The following is a 20155-nucleotide window of genomic DNA, read 5'->3' on the forward strand; positions in this document are numbered from 1 at the left end:
CCCATTACCGAGGCCTCATGTCTGCCAACCCTGAAGCATTTCCTGGCGAGCGTCAGCGTTTGATCATTGAGCGTCTGGCCGTGCACGGTCGGGTGATTGCGGCGGAGCTGGCGACCGAATTCAATGTGTCCGAGCATTCCATTCGCCGCGATCTGGGCGTTCTGGCGTCCGCCGGCCTGTGCAAACGGGTGTACGGCGGGGCGATTTCCCTGGCGTCGGACGGGCCGATCGCTGCGCGTGTCGAGCATGAGCCCGGACGCAAGCGTCAGTTGGGCATTGCGGCAGCGGGATTGATCAACGCCGGGCAGCACGTGTTTATCGACGGCGGCTCGACCAATCTGGCGATCGCCAAAGCCCTTGATCCGCACATGCCGTTGACCGTCACCACCAACGCGCCGCTGATTGCCGTCGAACTGATGAAGTTGCCGTCGGTGGAGGTGATTCTGCTCGGCGGGCGCCTGAGTCCCGTTGCGGGCAGCACCTACGGTTTCACCACGATTCAACAGCTCGCCCATTTCAATTTCGATCTGTGCTTTCTCGGCGCCTGTGCGCTGGATGCGCTGAAAGGCGTGACCGCGTTCGACATGGATGTCGCCGAGTTCAAGCGTGCCGTGGTGGCGCGCAGCGGTCAGGTGGCGGTGGCGGTGATCAACGAGAAGCTTTCCAGCATCGCGCACTATCAGGTGGCGCAGTGCGAGGAAGTCGGCGCGCTGGTGGTTGAACACGACGCGCCAGCCGACCGGCTGGAGCTGTTTCGCGGCAAGGTCGCGCAGATCATTACGGCGCGGGCAGGGCACTGAGGGCAGTCGATTCCTGCCAGGCGACGGTCCGATTGCGGCCTTGGTGCTTGGCGGCATACAGCGCCGTATCCGCGCGTTTGACAAAGTCTTCCATGGTCGGGCATTCCTGCGCTTTACAGCCATAAACCCCCAGGCTGATGCTGACGATGCCGATCGGATTGCCGTGGTGTTCAAGGGCTCGGGTGAGTACGGCCAGCCGGATCTTCTCCGCCAGGCTCACCGCGCCGTGCATATCACTGTAGGGCAGGAACACCGCCATTTCTTCTCCGCCGTAGCGCACGGCGAGGTCGCCGGTACGGTTAAGGTTGCTGCGAATGCACTCGCCCACAGCGACGATGCATTTGTCCCCGGCGACATGGCCGTAGTTGTCGTTGTAGCTCTTGAATAAATCGATGTCGATCATGATCAGGCTCAGCGGATGCAGGTTCGGTTGCCCGCTATGAAACTCCAGGCCGAGAATCTCCTGAAAATGCCGACGATTGGCCAGGCCGGTCAGGCTGTCTTGCAGCGCGAGCTTTTCCAGCGAGTGGCTGGCAATGCGCAGCTGTGATTCGGCGTTGAGGCCGAAACGGATCTGTTGGAAGAGCAACACGCCAAACAACAGGTTGGCGACCACCACGCAGATGATGATGGCCAGCGAGCGCCACGCGTATTGCCGCCACTCGTCGAGCACTTCCTGCTGGGACAGCCCGGCGAGCACCACCATCGGGTAGCGGTCCAGTTTCTTGTAGCCGTACAGGCGCTGCTCGTGGTCGAGCATCGACACAACGTTCGCCGTGCCTTCGTAGTGCTCCTTGACGTGAAGACGGAACAATTCGCCGTCGCCGATGGAAGTGCCGCGCACGTTTTCAAGCAGCGGACGTCGCGCCAACACAGTGCCGTCGGCCATGGCCAGCGTGATGACGCCATGCTTGCCGATGTCGAAGCGCTCAAAGAACCGTTCGAAGTAGTTCAGTTCGACGGTGGCCAGCACCACACCGGCGAAGTTGCCCATCTCATCGTCCACCCGCCGCGACACCGGAATGATCCAGTCACCGGTGGAGCGGCTCTGGATGGCGGGGCCGATGTGGGGCAGGTCGCTGTCGATGGATTGGTGGAAGCGGAAATATTCTCGGTCCGCGTTATTGGCGTTGGCCGGCATGTGGTTGAGGGACGTGGCAGCCCAGTTGCCGTCTTTGTCGTAGATGAACAGGCCCTGGATCTGCTCGACGCTGGCGGCGGTGGCGCGCAGGTAATCGTGCATGCGCGAACCACTGGCGGCGCCGAAGCCGTCGAACGAAAGCCGTTCGACCACCGACGACACGGCAACGTGTGCCTGATCGAAGGCGTCATCGGCGTGCTGCGCCATTGAGCGCGAAAGGTTGGCGACGTTGGTGTTGGCAATTTCCAGCTCGTGAATGCGCGTCTGGCGCAACTGCCAGACAGTGATGCTGGTGATGGAGAAGCACACCAGCAAGGTAAACAGCCCCGCCAGCCACAACACCGGCATGCGTTTGAGTCGCCGGTTTCTGACGCCGAGCTCCGATCCTTCTACCTGTCTCAAACCCCATCCTCGCTGACTGCCACGATTTCAGACCCGCCACTGTGACGAACAATCCACTCGTTCGGACACGCAGCATCGCAACAGCGAACCGTCTGATTCACAGCGTAGGACAAGTGCGGGATTTTGAAGGGAAAATTAACCCTTATAAATTATCCAGTGGCAGTAACTTATTACGAGCAGGTACAACCTTTGCAGGAGTGAGTTTGCTCGCGAAGGCGGCTTGTCAGCCGCTGGAAATGCACCGGATGTTACGGCCTCTTCGCGAGCAAGGTGGAGCGCCACCCCGGTCGCTCCTGCAGGTTAACCTTCAGCAATCGGATCTCGTCTACCGGTCAGGCCTTGCTCTGCCAATCAGACCCGACGCCCTTGCACCTCATCCCGATTCGCCTGCCAGTCCTTCTGCGCGCTGGTGGTGTGTTTGGGGATCGGCGCCTTGAGCAGCACGAAATAGGCGACCGCCGACAGCAGCGCGACGATGGCGCTGACCGCGAAGGCCGTGGCGAAGGTGCCGGAATATTGCACGCTGAACCCGGTGACGATTGGCGCAATGGAGCCTGCGATGTAGCCGCCGAAGTTCTGGATCGAACCCAGCGACGCTACGCGTTTGGTGTCGACCACGGTATTGACCACCATCCACGCCGTGGCGCTGGACAGGTTGATGCCGAACAGCGCCAGGCAGAGCAGGGCGACGCAACCGCTCAGCCCGGTGACGAAGGTCAGCGGCAGGGTGAACACGGCGGCGAACACCAGCCCGCCAATCACCGTGTATTTGCGGCTGTTGAGCACGCCGACGCCGCGCTTGACCAGTCGATCGCAGATGCGTCCGGCGGCGATGGTGCCAATCGCGCCAAACACATAGGCGAACGACACCACCCAGGCGGTTTGATAGGGGTCCAGGCCGTGCTCGCGCTGGAAGTAACCGGGCAGCCAGGTCAGGTGCAGCCAGAGCATGTAGATCACGCCCATGAATCCGAGGAACGTGCCCCAGGTGCTGCGGTGCTTGAACAGGTCCAGCCAGCCGGCGAAAAACGAAGCCTTCGGCGCAGCATCAGTCTGAACCACCTGAACGGTCGGTTCGCGACCCTCAGCCGCCAGCTCTTTCAGGTACTGCGCGCGGCTTTTGTAGAACATCAGCCAGCACAGCGACAGGACGATGCCGAGCACACCGGTGATGATGAACATGCCGCGCCAGCTGAAGTTGACCATGAACAGCGTCAGCAGCGGCGGCGCCAGGCATGGCCCGATGCAGGTTGCCGACCAGACGATGCCCGTCGGCGTGCCCCGCTCGTGCTCTTCGAACCATTCGTTGAGGGTCTTGGCGGCTGACGGAAACATCGGTGCCTCGCCGATCCCCAGCAAAACGCGCAGGGCAAAGAAGCCGCTGAAGCTGTTGATGAAGCCTGAGGCCGTCTGCGCAATGGACCACACCATCAGCGCGCCGCCCAAGGCAATCTTGCTGCCGAGCTTGTCGATGATCATGCCCATCGGCAACTGCGCGAAGGCATAGGCCAGCGAGAACGCCGACAACAGAATGCCCATCTCCGAAGGGCTGATGAGCATGTCTTTCTGGATTGTCGTGTTGGCAATGGACAGCGCGCTGCGGTCCAGATAATTGACGATCCCGAACAGCATCAGGAAGACGATGGTGATCGTCTGGTAGGTCTTGAGGGATTTCATTGCGCACCTTTTTTATTGTTGTAAGGGCTTGAAAGCTTCCCGGCTAAAGCCGGTCCTACCAGGCGAACGCATTTCCCCAGTGGGACCGGCTTCAGCCGGGAAGGGGCCGGTGTGGGCACCATCGATCTTGCGGTGTGACGCTTGAAAAGCTTCCCGGCTGAAGCCGGTCCTGCAAAAAGCATACGTCGCTCGGCAAAACCTTAAGTCACCGCGCCGATGTGCCAAGGCACAAATTCGTTTTGCCCATAACCGTGTAGCTCGCTTTTGCTGCGGGCGCCGGAGGCGATGTCCAGCATCATCTGGAACACGTACGCGCCGCGCTCTTCGATTGTGGTGGTGCCGTCGGCGATGCCGCCACAATTGACGTCCATGTCCTCCTGCTGAAATTCGAACACGCGGTTGTTGGTCGCCAGCTTGATCGACGGCGTGGGCGCGCAACCGTAGGCAGAACCTCGCCCGGTCGTGAATGCGATCAGGTTGGCGCCGCCCGCCACTTGCCCCGTCGCGGAGACCGGGTCGTAGCCGGGGGTGTCCATGAACACCAGGCCCTGGGCGCGGACGGCTTCGGCGTATTCATACACGCCCATCAGGTTGGTCGAGCCGGCCTTGGCCACCGCGCCCAGGGATTTCTCCAGAATGGTCGTCAGCCCGCCCGCCTTGTTGCCGGCGGAAGGGTTGTTGTTCAGCTCGGCGTTCATCCGCTGGCAATAGTCTTCCCACCAATGGATGCGCTGAATGAGCTTTTCGCCGATGGCCTGACTGGCGGCCCGCCGCGTCAGCAAATGCTCGGCGCCATAGATTTCCGGGGTCTCCGACAGAATCGCTGTGCCGCCCGCCGCCACCAGCCGGTCCACTGCATTGCCCAGCGCCGGGTTGGCGGTGATGCCGGAATAGCCGTCGGAGCCGCCGCATTGCAGGCCGACGATCAGGTGTCGGGCGCTGACGGTCTCACGGGTGACCTGATTGGCTTGGGGCAACAGCGATTGCACCTGGGCGATGCCGCTGGCGATGGTCTTCGACGTACCGCCGGTGCCTTGAATAGTAAAGGCCCGCAACTGGTCACTGGCCTTCAGACCCTGGCTGTCGAGCATGTCCTGTATCTGGTTGGTCTCGCAGCCCAAGCCCACCACCAGCACCGCTGCAAAGTTCGGGTGCACCGCGTAACCCGCCAGGGTGCGACGCAGCAGATCGATGGCCTCGCCTTTGGAGTCGATGGCGCAGCCCGAGCCGTGGGTCAGCGCGACCACGCCGTCGATGTTCGGGTAGTCCGCGAGGGCTTCCGGGAAAATGTCGCGGCGGAAGCGGTCGGCGATGGCCCGCGCCACGGTGGCCGAGCAGTTCACCGAGGTGAGGATGCCGATGTAATTGCGCGTCGCCACGCGGCCGTCGGCGCGCACGATGCCCTGAAAGAACGCTTCGGTTTTCGGCGTTTCATGGGCATCGATGCCGAAAGCGTAGTCACGGGAGAAGTCGCCCATCTCGACGTTGTGCACATGCACGTGCTGCCCGGCGTCGATGGGCTGGGAAGCGAAACCGATGATCTGACCGTAACGCCGCAGCGGCTGACCCTGCTCAACCCGGACCGCCGCGACCTTGTGCCCGGAGGGAATCGGCTGCGAGACCGTGACGTGTTCTTCGTCCAGGTACGTGCCTTCGCTGAGCGCCTGGCGAGCGATCAGCACGTTATCGAGTGGGTTCAGGCGGATGAACAGCGCGCTGCTGTCGAACGCGGGCGTTTTGGCGATGAGTTCCATGCGGCCTCTCATGACGGTGGCGGCCTGGGTCAGCGGTGCGAGATGAAGGCTTCCATCAGGAAGCGGCACCGTGGCTGGCCGGTTATTGTTATTCACGACGTATCAAGCATCTGCCTCATAAGCGCGGACGTTGTGGGCCGATTTTCAGCCACTCTATGAAGCCGGTGGCTAATTTCCCAATGAAAGGTTTCGATTGAGCGATAACGCAGGGTTATCAAATCAAGGCGCCGCCCGAGACTTTGGAAACACGCCTGCATGGGCAGACCCCGCACACTCATAATTAGGAACGGGCGCTCAGGTAAGCAAGCAGTGCCTTTACCGCCGCCGACATCGGCCTGGCCTTCGAGGTCATCAGCCCAAGATTGGCCATGCTCAGCGGCAGCTCGACCGGCAGGATGGCGATCATGCCGTAGCGCGCGTAGTGCTGTGCGACGTCATTGGGCACCACGGCGATCATCTCCGAGGATTCGAGCATCGAGGTGGTCGCCAGAATCGAACGGGTTTCGATGATGTCCAGCGGCTCGATCAGTTGCGCCGCCTGCAAGGCGTTTTCCACTTGGCGCCGCATGGGGCTGCCGAGGGGGTGGAGGATCCAGGTCAGCGGCGCCAGCTCTGCCAGGGTCAGGCCCGTCTGGGTCGGTCCAGCGTGATCCACCAGCGGGTGCTGCGGTCGGGCGATGATGCGCATGCGTTCGCCCTGTTCGAACAGCTGAATGTCGAGGCTCTGGCCGTCGAGCTGATCGGGCAGCCGGCCCAGCACCACATCGAAATCCCCGCGAATCAGCGCTGGCAGCAGTTCATCACTGGTGCCGACTTCCAGAGCGATGCGCACTTTCGGGTGCGCGGCCTTGAACGCCAGCACGCCGCGGGTCAGCAGCGTCGGCACCGGGCCCATGACTGTGCCGATGCGTACCATCCCCGTCGCCCCGCGTGCCAGCTCGGCCAGTTGCGCTTCGGCGTATTCGAACTCATGCAGCGCGCCCTGGGCGTAGCGAATCATCACCTCGCCGAACAGCGTCGGCTGCATGCCGCGTGGCAAGCGCTCGAACAGCTGCACGCCGAGACGTTCTTCAAGCTGTTGCAGCAACAGGCTGGCAGCGGGCTGGGTGGTGTGAATGGCGGCGGCGGCCTTGCGTAGATTGCCCAGTTCACCCAACGCGTTGAGCAACGCGATCTGCCGGCTGGAGATTTTCAGCGTCGGGAAGGTGCCAGGCAGGTCGGAGGAAGAGAACGTGTCTGACATATCGGATCTGGTATCGATGATTAGGATTTGGCGATTATGCCTGTATCGCAGTTCGGCCTACAGTCGGCTATGACTGTAGGTATGCGTTACCACCCATAACAAGAGTTCATCATGCAGATCACCTCCATTACCGTCCGCGACATCCGCTTCCCCACGTCCCTGTCTCTCGACGGTTCCGACGCAATGAACAGCGCCCCAGACTATTCCGCCGCCTACGTTGTGCTACACACCGATTCGCCTGACGGGCTGGAAGGCCACGGCCTGACGTTCACCATCGGCCGGGGCAACGAAATCTGCGCGGCAGCGATTCACTCCCTGGCGCCCTGCGTGGTGGGATTGAGCCTGGAATCGATCACGGCGGACATGGGCGCCTTCTGGCACACCATCACCGCAGGCGACAGCCAGTTGCGCTGGCTGGGGCCGGAAAAGGGCGTGATCCATCTGGCCACGGCCGCGCTGGTCAATGCGGTCTGGGATCTGTGGGCCAAGGTCGAGGGCAAGCCGGTCTGGAAATTGCTGGCCGACATGACCCCCGAGCAGTTGGTGCAATGCCTGGACTTCAGCTATGTCACCGACGCCATCACCCCCGAAGAAGCCATCGCGCTGCTCCGCCGGCAAGTGCCGGGCAAAGCCAAGCGCGAGGCGCAGATGCTGGAGGAGGGCTATCCGGGCTACACCACCGCGCCGGGCTGGCTGGGTTATTCGGAAGAGAAGATGCGCCGGCTGGCCCGCGAGGCCGTGGCCGAAGGCTGGACCCACATCAAGCAGAAGATCGGCTCGGACATCGAAGAAGACATGCGTCGTGCCGCGATCCTGCGCGACGAACTGGGCTGGGAACGCACGCTGATGATGGACGCCAATCAGGTCTGGAGCGTCGAGCAATCGATCAGCAACATGCGCCGGCTGGCGGCGTTCGAGCCCTGGTGGATCGAAGAGCCGACCCACCCCGATGACATCCTCGGCCACGCAACGATCCGTCAGCGCATCGCGCCGATTGGCGTGGCCACCGGCGAGCATTGCCACAACCGGGTGATGTTCAAACAGATGTTCCAGGCCGGCGCACTGGATTTCTGCCAGCTCGATGCGGCAAGGCTGGGCGGGCTGAACGAGGTGCTGATCGTGCTGCTGATGGCGGCCAAGTTCGACATCCCGGTGTGCCCCCACGGTGGCGGCGTCGGGTTGTGCGAATACGTGCAGAACATCTCGATGTTCGATTACATCGCGGTGTCCGGCTCGCTGGACAAGCGCGTGCTGGAATACGTCGATCACCTGCACGAGCATTTCCTCGATCCGGTGGTGATCCGCCGCGGCCGGTATATGCCACCACAACGGCCGGGGCACAGCATCGAAATGCACGCCGAGACGCTGGAGCGCTATCAGTATCCCGATGGGGCGGTGTGGGCGGAGCTGGCGAACCGATAAATCTGACGGTAGGAGCGTGGCTTGTCCCGCGATCGGCGGGGAACCCGTCGTGACCCGGCGAACGCGTTTTTCCAGACACAGCGCGTTGGCAAGGGTTGCGGGGACTGCGTCCCCGATCGCGGGACAAGCCACGCTCCTGGAGGTTATGCACGGTGCGGCAACAGACAACCCCATGTCGCTGTGGACACGGGCCTTTGCCGGGCATGACCGGTATGATCCGTCGCATCTACCCGACCACGGTGCGACATGAATTCCCCCGAGCCCGGCAACGTCATTCCTCCCGGCACTCCTTCCGCAAGCGCCCCCGTCACGCCGCCGGAGCGTGATCGCCTGTCGGCGTCGCTGCTCGGCGGCGGCTGCGAACCCGACCCCCGCTTCACCCTCGCCAATGAACGCACGTTTCTTGCGTGGATCCGCACGGCATTGGCGTTCCTGGCCGGTGGCATCGCGGTCGAAGCCTTCACCAGCGACGTGTTCAGCCCCGGTCTGCGTCGGGCCGTGGCTTTGTCGTTGCTGGTGCTGGCCTTGTTGGTGAGCGCCAGTGCCTGCGTGCGCTGGCTGAAGGTCGAGCGGGCGATGCGTCAACGCAAGCCGCTGCCGCTGCCGGTGCTGGTGCCGATTCTGTCGTTGGGCGGCGCGTTGGTGGCGGCGGGGCTGATCGTCTTTCTGATTTACGGCGCGTCGTGAACCGGCGTGGTCATGCCGTGCCGTCGACGCCATTGCGCCACGACGATCCCGGTCTGCAACCCGAACGTACGCTGCTGGCCTGGCGCCGGACGCTGCTGACGTTGATCGGGGTGTGCATTCTGTTTTTGCGCTGGATTCCGCCGTTTGGGTGGGTGGCTCTGCTGCCGGTCATCCTGTCGCTGATTGCGGGCATCCTGATCCAGATCGGCCTCAACGCCCGCTACCGCAAAAGCGCCCGGGGCATGACCCAGGAGCGCATTCCGGCGCCGTTGCGTGAAGTCGCGGTGCTGGGTTGCACGGTGATGGTGTTGAGTCTGGTGGGGATTGTTGCGGTGGTGTCTGGCTAACCGAATCGACCAGGCAGACACTCGATTCGTAGGAGCCGGCTTGCTGGCGAACAGATTGTGTCAGCCGACATCTGCAGTGGCTGGCCTACCGCGTTCGCCAGCAACCCGGCTCCGGATTTGCGTGGGTTGATCAATAGGCGTCGTGTCAGACGTGCAGGCCGGCGCCCCGGAAAACGCCTTCGCGGGCAAGCGCGCTCCTACGCCCTGCGGGCAGAGGCAGACCGTGATCCTGCCATTTCATCTTGGGACTTTAGACCTGTGGGATGCTCATCAAACGCGGATTACCTGAGGGAACGCAGATTGGTGGACAGCGCAAATCAACTGTAGGAGCGCGCTTGCCCGCGAAGGCGGTGTGTCAGTCGACAGTGATGTCACAGAGCCGCCGCCTTCGCGACCGTCGTAACCTCCGATTGCTCCTACAGGGGATTTGCGTTCAACGCGGATCTGGAGGCGGGTACAAAAATTGTAGGAGTGAGCTTGCTCGCGAATGCGGTGTGTCAGGCACTTTTCTGTGAACCGACAGGGCGCGTTCGCCAGCAAGCCGGCTCCGGATTTGCGTGGGTTGATCAATAGGCGTCTTGTCAGGCGTGGAGGCCGGCGCCGCAGAAAACGCCTTCGCGGGCAAGCGCGCTCCTACGCCCTGCGGGCAGAGGCAGACCGTGATCCTGCCATTTCATCTTGGGACTTTAGACCTGTGGGATGCTCATCAAACGCGGATTACCTGAGGGAACGCAGATTGATGGACGGCGCAAATCAACTGTAGGAGCGCGCTTGCCCGCGAAGGCGGTGTGTCAGTCGACAGTGATGTCACAGAGCCGCCGCCTTCGCGACCGTCGTAACCTCCGATTGCTCCTACAGGGAGATTTGCGTTCGCCGCGGATTTGGAGGCGGGTTCTTAAAACCGTTCGCCGCGGATTTGGAGGCGGGTACATAAAACCGTTCAACGCGGATCTGGAGGTGGGTACAAAAATTTTAGGAGTGAGCTTGCTCGCGAATGCGGTGTGTCAGGCACTTTTCTGTCAACCGACAGGGCGCGTTCGCCAGCAAACCGGCTCAAATGTAAGCGCCAGCACCGTAAGGTCTCGGCAGGACCTGCCTCTGACCTGGCAGGCAAGGCACACACCGGTTCCGTAGGAGCCGGCTTGCTGGCGAACCGGTTGTGTCAGCCGACCTATGCGTGGCTGACACACCGCGATCGCGGGCAAGGTGGAGCGCCACTCCGATCACTCCTACCGTTTCAAGTGTCGGCTCACTCAATACGCTGCAACTAACCCGTCTTTCCTCGGATCGGTGCCGCCGACATAACCATGGGCCGTGCGCTGAATGATCTGCGCGCCGCCGAAGGCGAATACGCCGCTGGGGTCTTCAACTTCCACGTCATGACCTTTGGCGCGCAGCGCTTCGATCACCTGCGGATCAAACGACCGCTCTACCGCAACCCTCAGCCCGGACTCGATGCGCCAGCGCGGCGCGTCGGCGGCGGCCTGTGGATTCTGTTTGTAGCGAAGAATGCGCAGCATCATCTGCAAATGCCCCTGAGCCTGCATCGGCCCGCCCATCAGGCCGAAGGACATCAGCGGCGTGCCGTCGGCGTTCATCACGAAGCCGGGAATGATGGTGTGAAACGGCCGCTTCCCCGGTGCCACGGTGTTGACGTGATCAGGGTCCAGGGTAAAACCCGCGCCACGATTTTGCAGGCTGATGCCCGTGCCTGGCACCACCACGCCCGAGCCGAAACCCATGTAGTTGGACTGGATGAACGAGACCATCATGCCGCTCTCGTCCGCCGCCGACAGGTACACCGTGCCGCCGGCCTTGGGCGCACCGTGCAGCGGGTCTTGTGCCTGTTCGCCGACCAACGCCGCGCGGTCGCGCAGGTAGGCCGGGTCGAGCATGTGTTCAGCGGCGACGCGCATGTGGTCGTTGTCGGTGACGTGTTGATTAAGGTCGGCCAGCGCCAGCTTCATGGCTTCCAGCACCGGATGCACGGTCTCGACGCTGTCGACCGGCTGCTCGCCCACGCCCAGCGCTTCGAGGATGCCCAGGCCCGCCAGCGTGGCGATGCCCTGACCGTTCGGCGGGAGTTCGTGGACCACGGCGCCGGCATACGGCACCGACAAGGTATCGATCCAGTCCACCCGATGGTTCGCCAGATCCTCAAGGCTCATGACGCTGCCATTGGCGTTGGCGTGAGTGATCATCGCTTCGGCCAGTTCGCCGCGATAGAACGCCTCGCCCTTGGTTTCCGCAATCAGCTCCAGGGTTTTCGCGTGATCCTTCAGCGTGACTTTCTCCCCGGCCTTCGGCGCTTTGCCGCCTTGCAGGAAGCACTCGGCAAAGCCCGGCTGATCCTTCAACAGCCCGGCGCCGCGCCGCCACAGTTCGGCAATGATCGGCGTGACCTGATAACCGTCCCGCGCATAGCCGATGGCCGGCGCGGCGAGGGTGGCGAAGGGCAGCTTGCCGTAGCGTTCGGACAACGCGACCCAGGCCGACACCGCGCCCGGCACCGTCACCGAGGCCCAGCCGCGCTGGGGCATTTCCTGCTGACCGGCGAAGTGCTCCGGCGTCCAGGCGTTCGGCGAGCGGCCCGAGGCGTTCAGGCCCTGCAGCGTCTTGCCGTCCCAGACGATGGCGAAGGCGTCGCTGCCGATGCCGCAGCCGGTGGGTTCGACCACGGTCAGCACCATGGCGGCGGCGATGGCGGCATCAACGGCGTTGCCGCCCTGACGCAGCATGTCCAGCCCGGCCTGTGCGGCCAGCGGTTGCGAGCAGGCGACCATGTTGTTGCCCATCACCGGCGAGCGGGCGGACGCGTAAGGTTGGCTGTAATCCAGATCATCGAACATGCAGTCGTTCTCTTCTTGGCAGTTGATCGGTTATAGAGGCGCAGCTTTCGAGCCCGTGGGCATAAGAGCCGTCAGCTTTTCGGATCGAGGGCGTCACGCAGCCCGTCGCCCAGCAGGTTGAAACACAGCACCGTGATGTAGATCGCCACGCCCGGTGCGATGGACATCCACGGCGCCTGTTCCATGAAGTTCTTCGCGGTGTTGAGCATCGAGCCCCAGGACGGCGAGGGCGGTTGCTGGCCCAGGCCGAGGAACGACAGACTCGCTTCCGCCAGAATCGCCGAAGCGATGGTCAGCGTCGCTTGCACCACCAGCGGCGAGAGCACGTTCGGCAGCACGTAGCGCAGGATGATCCAGCGGTCCGGCAGGCCAATGGCGCGGGCGCCTTCCAGGTAATCTTCGTGACGGATCGCCAGTACCTGACCGCGGGTCAGGCGCGAGAAAATCGGCATCGCCGACAGCCCGATGGCAATCATCGCGTTGCTCAGGCTCGGGCCGAGGAACGCGCCTAGGGCAATCGCCAGCACCAAAAACGGACACGACAGCAGCGCCTCCATGATTCGCGAGATCACCGCGTCGAGCTTGCCGCCGAAGTAACCGGCCAACAGGCCCAGCGGCACGCCGATGACCATGGCAATCGCCACCGAAACCCCGCCGGCCAGCAGCGAACTGCGCGCACCCCAGAGCAGGCGGGAAAACAGGTCACGGCCCAGCTCGTCGGTGCCCAGCCAGTAGATCAGCGAAGGCGCCTTGCGTACGGCGAGGAAGTTGGCTTTCAGCGGATCATGGGGCGCAATCCACGGCGCCAGCAGCGCCGCAAGAATGAAAATGATCAGCACCACCGCGCCGACCACCGCGCCCTTGTTGGCGAGGAATTTCTTCACGAACGGCGAGCGGGTGCGCGGCCGAAGGGGTTCTCTCAACGGCGCCTGGGACGGCGCGTTCAGCGGCGCTGAAGGATGGGTCGCAATCGAAGTCATCAGGCAGTCCTCAGACGCGGATTGATCAGGCGATAGAGCACGTCGGCCAGCAGGTTCAGCAGCAGAAAACCGATCGCAACGCACAGCACCACGCCTTGCACCACGGCGTAGTCGCGGTTGAACACGGCGTCGACAATCATCTTGCCGAAGCCGGGAATGCTGAACACCTGCTCGGTCAGCACCGCGCCGCCGAGCAATTCGCCGAACAGCAGCGTAGTGAGCGTGACGATGGGCATCAGCGCGTTGCGCAGGGCGTGCTTCAGAATCACCGTGCGCGGGAACAGACCTTTGGCCCGGGCCGTGCGCACGTAGTCGGCGCGCAGCACTTCGAGCATCGCGCTGCGGGTGTGGCGCATGAGCACCCCCGACAGCCCGGCGCCCAACACGAACGCCGGCAGGATCAGGGTTTTCAGGTTCTGCCCGACGTCTTCACCCAGCGGCACGAAGCCCGAGGCCGGCAGCCATTGCAGCTTCACCGCGAAGATCATGATCAACAGAATCCCCAGCCAGAAGTGCGGAATCGAGATCCCCGACAGGGCGAACACGTTGGCCGCGTAATCCACCGACGTGCCTTTGCGCACCGCCGAAATCACCCCGGTGGGAATGCCGATCACCAACGCGATGATCAGCGCCAGCACTGCCAGCTCGATGGTCACCGGCAGCTTCGACGCCAGCAGCACGGTCACCGGTTGCTCGGTGCGCAGCGAGGTGCCGAAGTCGCCCTGCAGGACATTGCCGACCCAGTGCACGTATTGCAGCGGCAGCGGGTCGTTGAGCCGGTATTTCTCGCGCAGGTATTCCATCACCGCCGGGTCGCGCTCTTCACCCGCCATGGCCTGGACCGGATCGCCGGGCAGCAGCTTTTGCAGGGTGAAGACGAACAGCGAAACCAGGATCAGCGTCGGAATGGCGCTGAGCAGGCGTCGCAGGATGAAAGTCAGCATGACGAATCCTCGCGGCCGAAGCGGTTGTCCACGGGCGCCGCTGTCATTTGAAAGCGACGTTGTTCAAGCGAATCAAACCATCGGGATTGGGCACGAAACCGCTGAGGTTGCTGCGCATCGCGATGATTCGCGGATCGAAATACAGGTAGCTGGTCGGCACGTCTTCGGCGAGCAAACGCAGGGCCTCAAAGTAGATGGCCTGACGCTGGGCCTGATCGTTCACGGTGCGTGCCTTGTTCAGCAGCTCGTCGAGTTTCGGGTCACAGAAATGCCCGTCGTTCTGGCCACCCTTGCAGGTCACGAACTGGTGGATGTCGCCATCCGGATCAGGGCGGCCCGACCAGGCGCTCATGCCGATCTGAAAGTTGCCGGCCTGTTGCTCGCTGAGCAGCGTGGCGTATTCGGTGGCGATCAGATTGACCTTGAAGCCGGCCTCTTCGGCCATCGCCTGAATGATCTGGCCGACCTGCTGGGCGATGGGGTTGTTGGCGACTTTCAGCTCGACGCTGAGGGGCGTCTTGACCCCGGCTTCCGCGAGCAGTTTTTTGCTGGCTTCGACGTCTCGGGTTGGCACCGGCAAGTCCTTGTCGTAATACGGACTGTTTTTCGGGAACGGCTGGGCGCTCGGTGCGTACAGGCCTTCGAACACCACCTGATTGATCGCGTCACGGTCGATGGCCAGCTCGAAGGCCTTGCGCACGCGCTTGTCCTTGCCCATCGGGTTGTTGGCCTTGTCGCCGTTGTTGGTGTTGTACATCAGCTGCATGTAGCCCAGGCCCGGCGTGCTGAACACTTGGATGTGGCTGTCGGCCTTGGCGGTCTTCACGTCCGTCGGCGCAACGCGTTCGATGATGTCCAGGTCGCCGGAGCGCAGGTTGGCCAGGCGCACCGAGGTGTCCGGAATCGGCAGGAAAATCACCTTGTCGAAGTGGTACGCCTGCTTGTTCCAGTAGTTGTCGAAACGCTCCAGCACGATGCGGTCCTGCTGCACGCGCTGAACGAATTTGTACGGCCCGGAGCACACCGGTTTTGACGCCACGTCGGTCGCCGACGCCTTAGGCGCGAGCATCATGCCGGCGCGGTCCGACAGTTGCGAGATCAGCGTCGCGTCAGGCTGCTTGACCTTGATCGCCACGGTCTTCGCGTCGATCACCTCAACGCTTTCCACCGACGCCAGTTCGCTCTTGCGCAGGGAGTCCGGCAGGGTGCGCGCGCGGTCGAGGTTGAACTTCACGGCGGCGGCGTCAAACACCTCGCCGTCGTGGAAGGTCACGCCGTCGCGCAGGGTCATGGTCAGCGTCTTGCCGTCCTCGCTCCAGTTCCAGGCGGTGGCCAGTTGCGGCGCGTAGGTCAGGTCCGGGTTGACGTCGACCAGCTTGTCGCACAGCGCGGTGTAGACCAGACGCCCCGAGTAGGTACGCGAGCGGTGCGGGTCGAGCATGTCAGGGTCGTCCTGGATGCCGATGCGCAGGGTGGTTTCGGCGACAGCCGCATTCGCAGCGAGCAGCAACAACGTGGTTGTCATCAGGTGGGCGAACTTCATGGCTGACTCTCCAGAGAAAGGGCTTGATGGCTTTTGAACAGGTTCAGGCGCTGGCTGTAGGCGGCGCTGGGGGTGGGCACGATCAGTGAACCGGCGCCGGCGTTAGCGATTTCTCGCCAGTAATGGCAGGCCACCTGACGCCCCGGCTCGACGGTTTCGAAAAGCGGCTTCACTTCGCGGCACAGCGGCTTGGCGTGGGGGCAGCGGGTGTGAAAGCGGCAGCCGGACGGCGGCTTGCTCGGGCTTGGCATGTCACCGCCGAGCAGCGGGCGCGGGCGGCGCAGGTCCGGGTGACTGACCGGCACGGCGGCCATCAGCGCCTGGGTGTAAGGGTGAAACGGCGTTTCGAACAGTGCGTTGACCGGCGCCAATTCGACAATCTCGCCGAGGTACATCACCGCCACGCGGTCGCTCATGTGGCGGATCACCGCGAGGCCGTGGGCGACGATCAGCAGGGTCAGGCCAAATTGGTGCTTGAGGTCTTCCAGCAAATTGACGACCTGCGCCTGCACCGAGACGTCCAGCGCCGACACCGGCTCGTCGCCGAGGATCAGCCGTGGCTCCGAGGCCAGCGCCCGGGCGATACCGATGCGCTGACGCTGACCGCCGGAAAACTCATGGGGGAAGCGGCTGCCGTGCTCCGGCGCCAGACCGACAGTGCGCAGCAGTTCAGCGACTTTGTCTTGTCGCGCGCTGTGGCTGTCGTCACGGTGCAGCCAGATCGGCTCGCCGATGATCGATTCCACGCTCATGCGCGGGTTCAGGGAGGCGAACGGGTCCTGGAAAATGATCTGCAGATCCCGGCGCACCTGACGCAGCTTGTCGGCAGGTAGATTGCCCAGGTTGCGGCCTTCGTAAATGACGTCGCCAGCGGTGGGCTTGAGCAGGTTCAGCAGCACCCGGCCCAGGGTCGATTTGCCCGAGCCGGATTCACCCACCAGCGCCAGGGTTTCGCCCCGGCGCACGGCCAGGGACACCTCGTTGACCGCCTGCACCGGCGGCTTCTTGCGCTGGAACAAGCCGGCTTCGCTGTGGAAGTGCTTGCTCACCGCGATGCTTTCCAGAATCGGCTTTTCCAGCGCCGACTCAGCCGCCCCGGTGTTCACGATGTGTGGGCCTGACAGGCTCATGCGCTGACTCCCAGATGCTGTTCAAGTGGCACGCGAATGCAGGCGGCGAAATGCCCGGCGGAGACTTCCAGCAACGGCGGGCGGGATTCCCGGCAGGCGGCGATGACGAACGGGCAACGGCTGGCAAAGCGGCAACCGCCGGGCATTTCAGCCGGGGTCGGCACGCGTCCGTTGATCGTCGCCAGCCGTCCTTCGCGAGGGCCGACCGAGGGCATCGAGCCCATCAGGCCGATGGTGTAGGGGTGCTGCGGATCGTCGAACAGGGTTTTCACCGAACCGCTTTCGACGACGCGCCCGGCGTACATCACGATGACCTCGTCGGCCACTTCGGCGACCACGCCGAGGTCGTGGGTGATGAGCATCATCGAAGTGCCGGTTTCGGCCTGGAGGCTGGCGACCAGCGAAAGGATCTGAGCCTGAATCGTCACGTCCAGGGCGGTGGTGGGTTCGTCGGCGATGATCAGCGCGGGATCATTGGCCAGCGCCATGGCGATCATCGCCCGCTGACGCATGCCGCCAGACAGCTCGTGGGGGTAGGCATCGAGGCGCTGAAGGGCGTCGGGCACGCGTACCTTTTCCAGCATTTCCAGCGCACGTTGGCGGGCGGCAGTGGCCGAAAGGCCCTGATGGCGAATCACGCTTTCGGCGATCTGATCGCCAATGGTGAACACCGGGTTGAGCGAGGTCATCGGCTCCTGAAAAATCATCGCCATGCGATTGCCGCGCACGTCCAGCAGACGCGCGTCGGACATCCCCAGCAACGGCTCGCCCAGCAGATTCGAGTCGCTGGCCTGGACCGTTGCGGTGTCGGGCAGCAGGCCCATCAAGGCCATGGACGTCACGCTTTTGCCGCAGCCGGACTCGCCAACGATGGCCAGGGTCTTGCCCGGCTGAATGGAAAACGACACGCCGTCAACGACATTCGCAGGGGCATCCTTGAAGCGCACGGTGAGGTCGCTGACGCTCAATACCGATGGGGTGTTCGCGGGTGAAGCACTCATACGCTGGCCTCGAGGTCTTGCTGGATGACGTGATCGAGCGCCTGTTGCAGCGCACGCAGGTGCCCGCGCATGGCGGTGGCGGCTTTGGCCGGGTCGCGACTTTCGATGGCGCCGACGATGTCGTGGTGATCGTGGCTGTAAGTGCTCAGGCGGTCGGTGTTGCGGGCGCGTTGACGCAGGTCGCGCCACGCCGGATCAAGACGGATGGCGTCGAGCATTTCGAAGATGTCCAGCATCAACCGGTTGCCGGCGGCCTCGGCGATGCCGCGATGCAGCGCGCTGTCCCACAGTTCGATGCCTTCGGCGTCGGGTTCGCTGGCGTGTTGCTGGTGGGTGGTGCGCTCGGCCAGCCGGCGCAGGATCGCCATCTGTTCGCCGCTGGCGCGCAGGGCGGCCAGTGACGCCAGCGCCGGTTCCAGATAAATGCGCGCTTCCATGACCTCGCTGAAATTGGTCCGGCTCGACAGCTTGGCAAAGCTCATCGCCGCGCTCGGCGGGGTAGGGCCGACGAAGGTGCCTTTGCCCTGTCGCCGCCAGATGTGCCCCTCGGCTTCGAGCACCGCCAGCGCGCGGCGGATGGCCCGGCGACTGACGCCGAAATCCACCGCCAGGTCGCGCTCGGTCGGCAATGGCCGCTGCGGAAAGGCCGCCTGCTGCGCGACCAGCTGGCGCAGCGCATCGAGGGCCATTTTTGACGAAGTGTCGTGGGTTGCGTCGGTGTCGATGCTGTCCATCTGCGTCTCTCGTCACGGGGTGAACCGGAGGCCAGGGGCTGCATGAAGCAGGGCTTGGCTACAGAGGAGGAGTGCAATAGCGATGCCAATGAAAATTGGTTCACTGGCGATGTCCAATGGCTGGACTTACGTGCAGGCGTAATCCCGCCTGTTCGGGCCAATCGGCAAAGGTTCGGAAGTCTGGTTCGCGGGGAGGGGCGGGATTGGTTCAGGCGGGAAGCGAACCAATTTCAGGAGGGGGCCAGGCAGGGCGCCTGTTTATGGTTCGGGTGCGTTATTTGAGGGCGTTGATTGGGGTGATTCTGGCCGAAGCCAGAATCAGGGCTTTATTAATCCCACTGCGGCGCGAGGCTGGCGGGGCTGGTCAGGCGATGACCGCGGTCCAGCTGGGCAATCTGCGCCATGTCCTCTTCGCTGAGCGTGAGGTCCACGGCTTTCAGGTTGCTTTCCAGGTTCGCGCGTTTGGTCGACGACGGAATCACCGCGTAACCCAACTGCATCGCCCACGCCAGCGTCACTTGTGCAGGCGTCGCGTTGTGGCGCTGAGCGATCTGCTCGATCACCGGGTCCTTCAGCACTTCGCCGTAGGCCAGGGTCATGTAGGACGTGATCTTGATCCCGTGCTGTTTGGCGAAATCGGCCACGGTGCGGTTTTGCAGGTAGGGGTGCAGTTCGATCTGGTTGGTGGCGATGTTTTCGGCGCCCACCGCAGCAATGGCTTCTTTCATCAGCGCAACGGTGAAGTTGGAAATCCCGATCTCGCGGGTCAGGCCTTGCTGTTTGGCTTCCAGCAACGCGCCCATGAACTCGGCGACCGGCACTTGGCCTTTCGGCGACGGCCAGTGGATCAGCGTCAGGTCGACGTGATCGGTTTTCAGCTTGGTCAGGCTTTCCTTCAAGCTCGGGATCAGCTTGTCGGCGGCGAAGTTGTCGGTCCAGATCTTGGTGGTGATGTACAGCGCGTCACGGGGCACGCCGCTCTGTTCGATGGCCTGACCAACCTCGGCTTCGTTGCCATAGATCTGCGCGGTGTCGATCACGCGATAGCCCAGGTCCAGGCCATTGCTGACCGAGTCGATAACGACCTGATCTTTCAAACGGAAGGTGCCGAGGCCAAATGCGGGAACAGTCATGGGAAGACTCCAGAGTTCAAGGGGGAAGAAGATGGACGAATCAGATGCCCAGTATCCCGCGCCGGCTGGCAGGGAAAAACCACAGCGCGGGCACGGGACTTTTGACGGGGGATCATGAATGCCATGGAGTTTGGGGCAGCGCGTGATTGGGATCGTTCAGTGCAATGTCGTTAATGCAGCGCCTGAACCACCGCATTCGCCAGCAAGCCGGCTCCTACCGGGTATTGCGCATGACGTATACCGCGCGCTGAACACAAATCACTGTAGGAGCGCGCTTGAACTGGCCTAATGATTTTGGACATCTCAATCGGGCGCTAAGATGGCGCCCAAATCCGAGGTGTTATGGGCATGCGTACTTCTTACTCGAA

Annotated in this window: 16 protein-coding genes; 4 read left to right on the forward strand and 12 right to left on the reverse strand. The window is 63.0% G+C overall.

The annotated features are described in order from the left end of the window. Window positions 1-17 precede the first annotated feature (17 nt). Window positions 18-800: a DeoR/GlpR family DNA-binding transcription regulator gene (locus ACQKEN_RS23055; RefSeq protein WP_427689078.1), complete on the forward strand. Its 783-nt coding sequence runs from the start codon at window positions 18-20 to the stop codon at window positions 798-800. Here the strand turns inward: ACQKEN_RS23055 and ACQKEN_RS23060 are convergent. From ACQKEN_RS23060 to ACQKEN_RS23075, 4 genes are all read right to left on the reverse strand, one after another. Next, window positions 778-2343: a sensor domain-containing diguanylate cyclase gene (locus ACQKEN_RS23060; RefSeq protein ID WP_427689080.1), complete on the reverse strand. Its 1566-nt coding sequence runs from the start codon at window positions 2341-2343 to the stop codon at window positions 778-780. The two genes, ACQKEN_RS23055 and ACQKEN_RS23060, sit on opposite strands and share 23 nt — an antisense overlap. A 351-nt stretch (window positions 2344-2694) precedes the next feature. Then, window positions 2695-4020 carry an MFS transporter gene (locus ACQKEN_RS23065; protein ID WP_427689082.1) on the reverse strand — a complete coding sequence of 442 codons (1326 nt, stop codon included), beginning with the start codon at window positions 4018-4020 and terminating at the stop codon, window positions 2695-2697. 200 nt (window positions 4021-4220) lie between these two features. Further along, window positions 4221-5774 carry a UxaA family hydrolase gene (locus tag ACQKEN_RS23070; RefSeq protein WP_427689084.1) on the reverse strand — a complete coding sequence of 518 codons (1554 nt, stop codon included), beginning with the start codon at window positions 5772-5774 and terminating at the stop codon, window positions 4221-4223. A gap of 280 nt (window positions 5775-6054) precedes the next feature. Beyond that, window positions 6055-7017 carry a LysR family transcriptional regulator gene (locus tag ACQKEN_RS23075; RefSeq protein WP_427689086.1) on the reverse strand — a complete coding sequence of 321 codons (963 nt, stop codon included), beginning with the start codon at window positions 7015-7017 and terminating at the stop codon, window positions 6055-6057. A gap of 111 nt (window positions 7018-7128) precedes the next feature. On the opposite strand from ACQKEN_RS23075, the gene ACQKEN_RS23080 reads away from it, so the two are divergent. From ACQKEN_RS23080 to ACQKEN_RS23090, 3 genes are all read left to right on the forward strand, one after another. Beyond that, window positions 7129-8439, forward strand: coding sequence for an L-fuconate dehydratase (locus ACQKEN_RS23080; RefSeq protein WP_427689088.1), 1311 nt, complete (start codon window positions 7129-7131; stop codon window positions 8437-8439). Between the two features lie 246 nt (window positions 8440-8685). Continuing rightward, window positions 8686-9126: a YidH family protein gene (locus tag ACQKEN_RS23085; RefSeq protein WP_427689090.1), complete on the forward strand. Its 441-nt coding sequence runs from the start codon at window positions 8686-8688 to the stop codon at window positions 9124-9126. Beyond that, a complete protein-coding gene (locus ACQKEN_RS23090) occupies window positions 9123-9473 on the forward strand; it encodes a DUF202 domain-containing protein (RefSeq protein WP_427689092.1) in 351 nt (116 codons plus the stop codon). The genes ACQKEN_RS23085 and ACQKEN_RS23090 overlap by 4 nt, the downstream gene beginning before the upstream one ends. Window positions 9474-10726: 1253 nt before the next feature. Here the strand turns inward: ACQKEN_RS23090 and ACQKEN_RS23095 are convergent. The 8 genes from ACQKEN_RS23095 to dkgB form a co-directional block, all read right to left on the reverse strand. Continuing rightward, entirely contained in the window at window positions 10727-12322 is a 1596-nt protein-coding gene (locus ACQKEN_RS23095; protein ID WP_427689093.1) for a gamma-glutamyltransferase family protein, read from the reverse strand. Between the two features lie 71 nt (window positions 12323-12393). Next, the gene (locus ACQKEN_RS23100) at window positions 12394-13302 is read right to left on the reverse strand and encodes an ABC transporter permease (protein ID WP_243842309.1); all 909 of its coding nucleotides are present in this window, start codon (window positions 13300-13302) and stop codon (window positions 12394-12396) included. After that, window positions 13302-14246 (reverse strand): ABC transporter permease, encoded by a 945-nt coding sequence (locus ACQKEN_RS23105; protein WP_037011865.1) that lies wholly within the window; start codon window positions 14244-14246, stop codon window positions 13302-13304. The genes ACQKEN_RS23100 and ACQKEN_RS23105 overlap by 1 nt, the downstream gene beginning before the upstream one ends. A 43-nt stretch (window positions 14247-14289) precedes the next feature. Then, window positions 14290-15789, reverse strand: a complete 1500-nt coding sequence (locus ACQKEN_RS23110) for an ABC transporter substrate-binding protein (RefSeq protein ID WP_427689096.1) — start codon at window positions 15787-15789, stop codon at window positions 14290-14292. Beyond that, window positions 15786-16919 (reverse strand): ABC transporter ATP-binding protein, encoded by a 1134-nt coding sequence (locus ACQKEN_RS23115; protein ID WP_427689098.1) that lies wholly within the window; start codon window positions 16917-16919, stop codon window positions 15786-15788. The genes ACQKEN_RS23110 and ACQKEN_RS23115 overlap by 4 nt, the downstream gene beginning before the upstream one ends. Then, on the reverse strand, window positions 16916-17920 hold the full coding sequence (locus tag ACQKEN_RS23120) for an ABC transporter ATP-binding protein (RefSeq protein WP_427689100.1): 1005 nt from the start codon (window positions 17918-17920) through the stop codon (window positions 16916-16918). Before ACQKEN_RS23120 ends, ACQKEN_RS23115 begins: the two co-directional genes overlap by 4 nt. After that, entirely contained in the window at window positions 17917-18654 is a 738-nt protein-coding gene (locus tag ACQKEN_RS23125; protein ID WP_427689102.1) for a FadR/GntR family transcriptional regulator, read from the reverse strand. The genes ACQKEN_RS23120 and ACQKEN_RS23125 overlap by 4 nt, the downstream gene beginning before the upstream one ends. A gap of 329 nt (window positions 18655-18983) precedes the next feature. Continuing rightward, on the reverse strand, window positions 18984-19787 hold the full coding sequence (dkgB, locus tag ACQKEN_RS23130) for a 2,5-didehydrogluconate reductase DkgB (protein WP_427689104.1): 804 nt from the start codon (window positions 19785-19787) through the stop codon (window positions 18984-18986). Between the last annotated feature and the right edge of the window lie 368 nt (window positions 19788-20155).

Source organism: Pseudomonas sp. NPDC078416 (assembly GCF_050268485.1).
Taxonomy (GTDB): Bacteria; Pseudomonadota; Gammaproteobacteria; order Pseudomonadales; family Pseudomonadaceae; genus Aquipseudomonas.

Coding starts and splice junctions, on each gene's coding strand:
- ACQKEN_RS23065 (WP_427689082.1), bottom strand. CDS start 4,020: ATGAAATCCCTCAAGACCTACCAGACGATCACCATCGTCTTCCTGATG.
- ACQKEN_RS23095 (WP_427689093.1), bottom strand. CDS start 12,322: ATGTTCGATGATCTGGATTACAGCCAACCTTACGCGTCCGCCCGCTCG.
- ACQKEN_RS23105 (WP_037011865.1), bottom strand. CDS start 14,246: ATGCTGACTTTCATCCTGCGACGCCTGCTCAGCGCCATTCCGACGCTG.
- ACQKEN_RS23110 (WP_427689096.1), bottom strand. CDS start 15,789: ATGAAGTTCGCCCACCTGATGACAACCACGTTGTTGCTGCTCGCTGCG.
- ACQKEN_RS23075 (WP_427689086.1), bottom strand. CDS start 7,017: ATGTCAGACACGTTCTCTTCCTCCGACCTGCCTGGCACCTTCCCGACG.
- ACQKEN_RS23120 (WP_427689100.1), bottom strand. CDS start 17,920: ATGAGTGCTTCACCCGCGAACACCCCATCGGTATTGAGCGTCAGCGAC.
- ACQKEN_RS23125 (WP_427689102.1), bottom strand. CDS start 18,654: ATGGACAGCATCGACACCGACGCAACCCACGACACTTCGTCAAAAATG.
- ACQKEN_RS23085 (WP_427689090.1), top strand. CDS start 8,686: ATGAATTCCCCCGAGCCCGGCAACGTCATTCCTCCCGGCACTCCTTCC.
- dkgB (WP_427689104.1), bottom strand. CDS start 19,787: ATGACTGTTCCCGCATTTGGCCTCGGCACCTTCCGTTTGAAAGATCAG.
- ACQKEN_RS23070 (WP_427689084.1), bottom strand. CDS start 5,774: ATGGAACTCATCGCCAAAACGCCCGCGTTCGACAGCAGCGCGCTGTTC.
- ACQKEN_RS23055 (WP_427689078.1), top strand. CDS start 18: ATGTCTGCCAACCCTGAAGCATTTCCTGGCGAGCGTCAGCGTTTGATC.
- ACQKEN_RS23115 (WP_427689098.1), bottom strand. CDS start 16,919: ATGAGCCTGTCAGGCCCACACATCGTGAACACCGGGGCGGCTGAGTCG.
- ACQKEN_RS23100 (WP_243842309.1), bottom strand. CDS start 13,302: ATGACTTCGATTGCGACCCATCCTTCAGCGCCGCTGAACGCGCCGTCC.
- ACQKEN_RS23080 (WP_427689088.1), top strand. CDS start 7,129: ATGCAGATCACCTCCATTACCGTCCGCGACATCCGCTTCCCCACGTCC.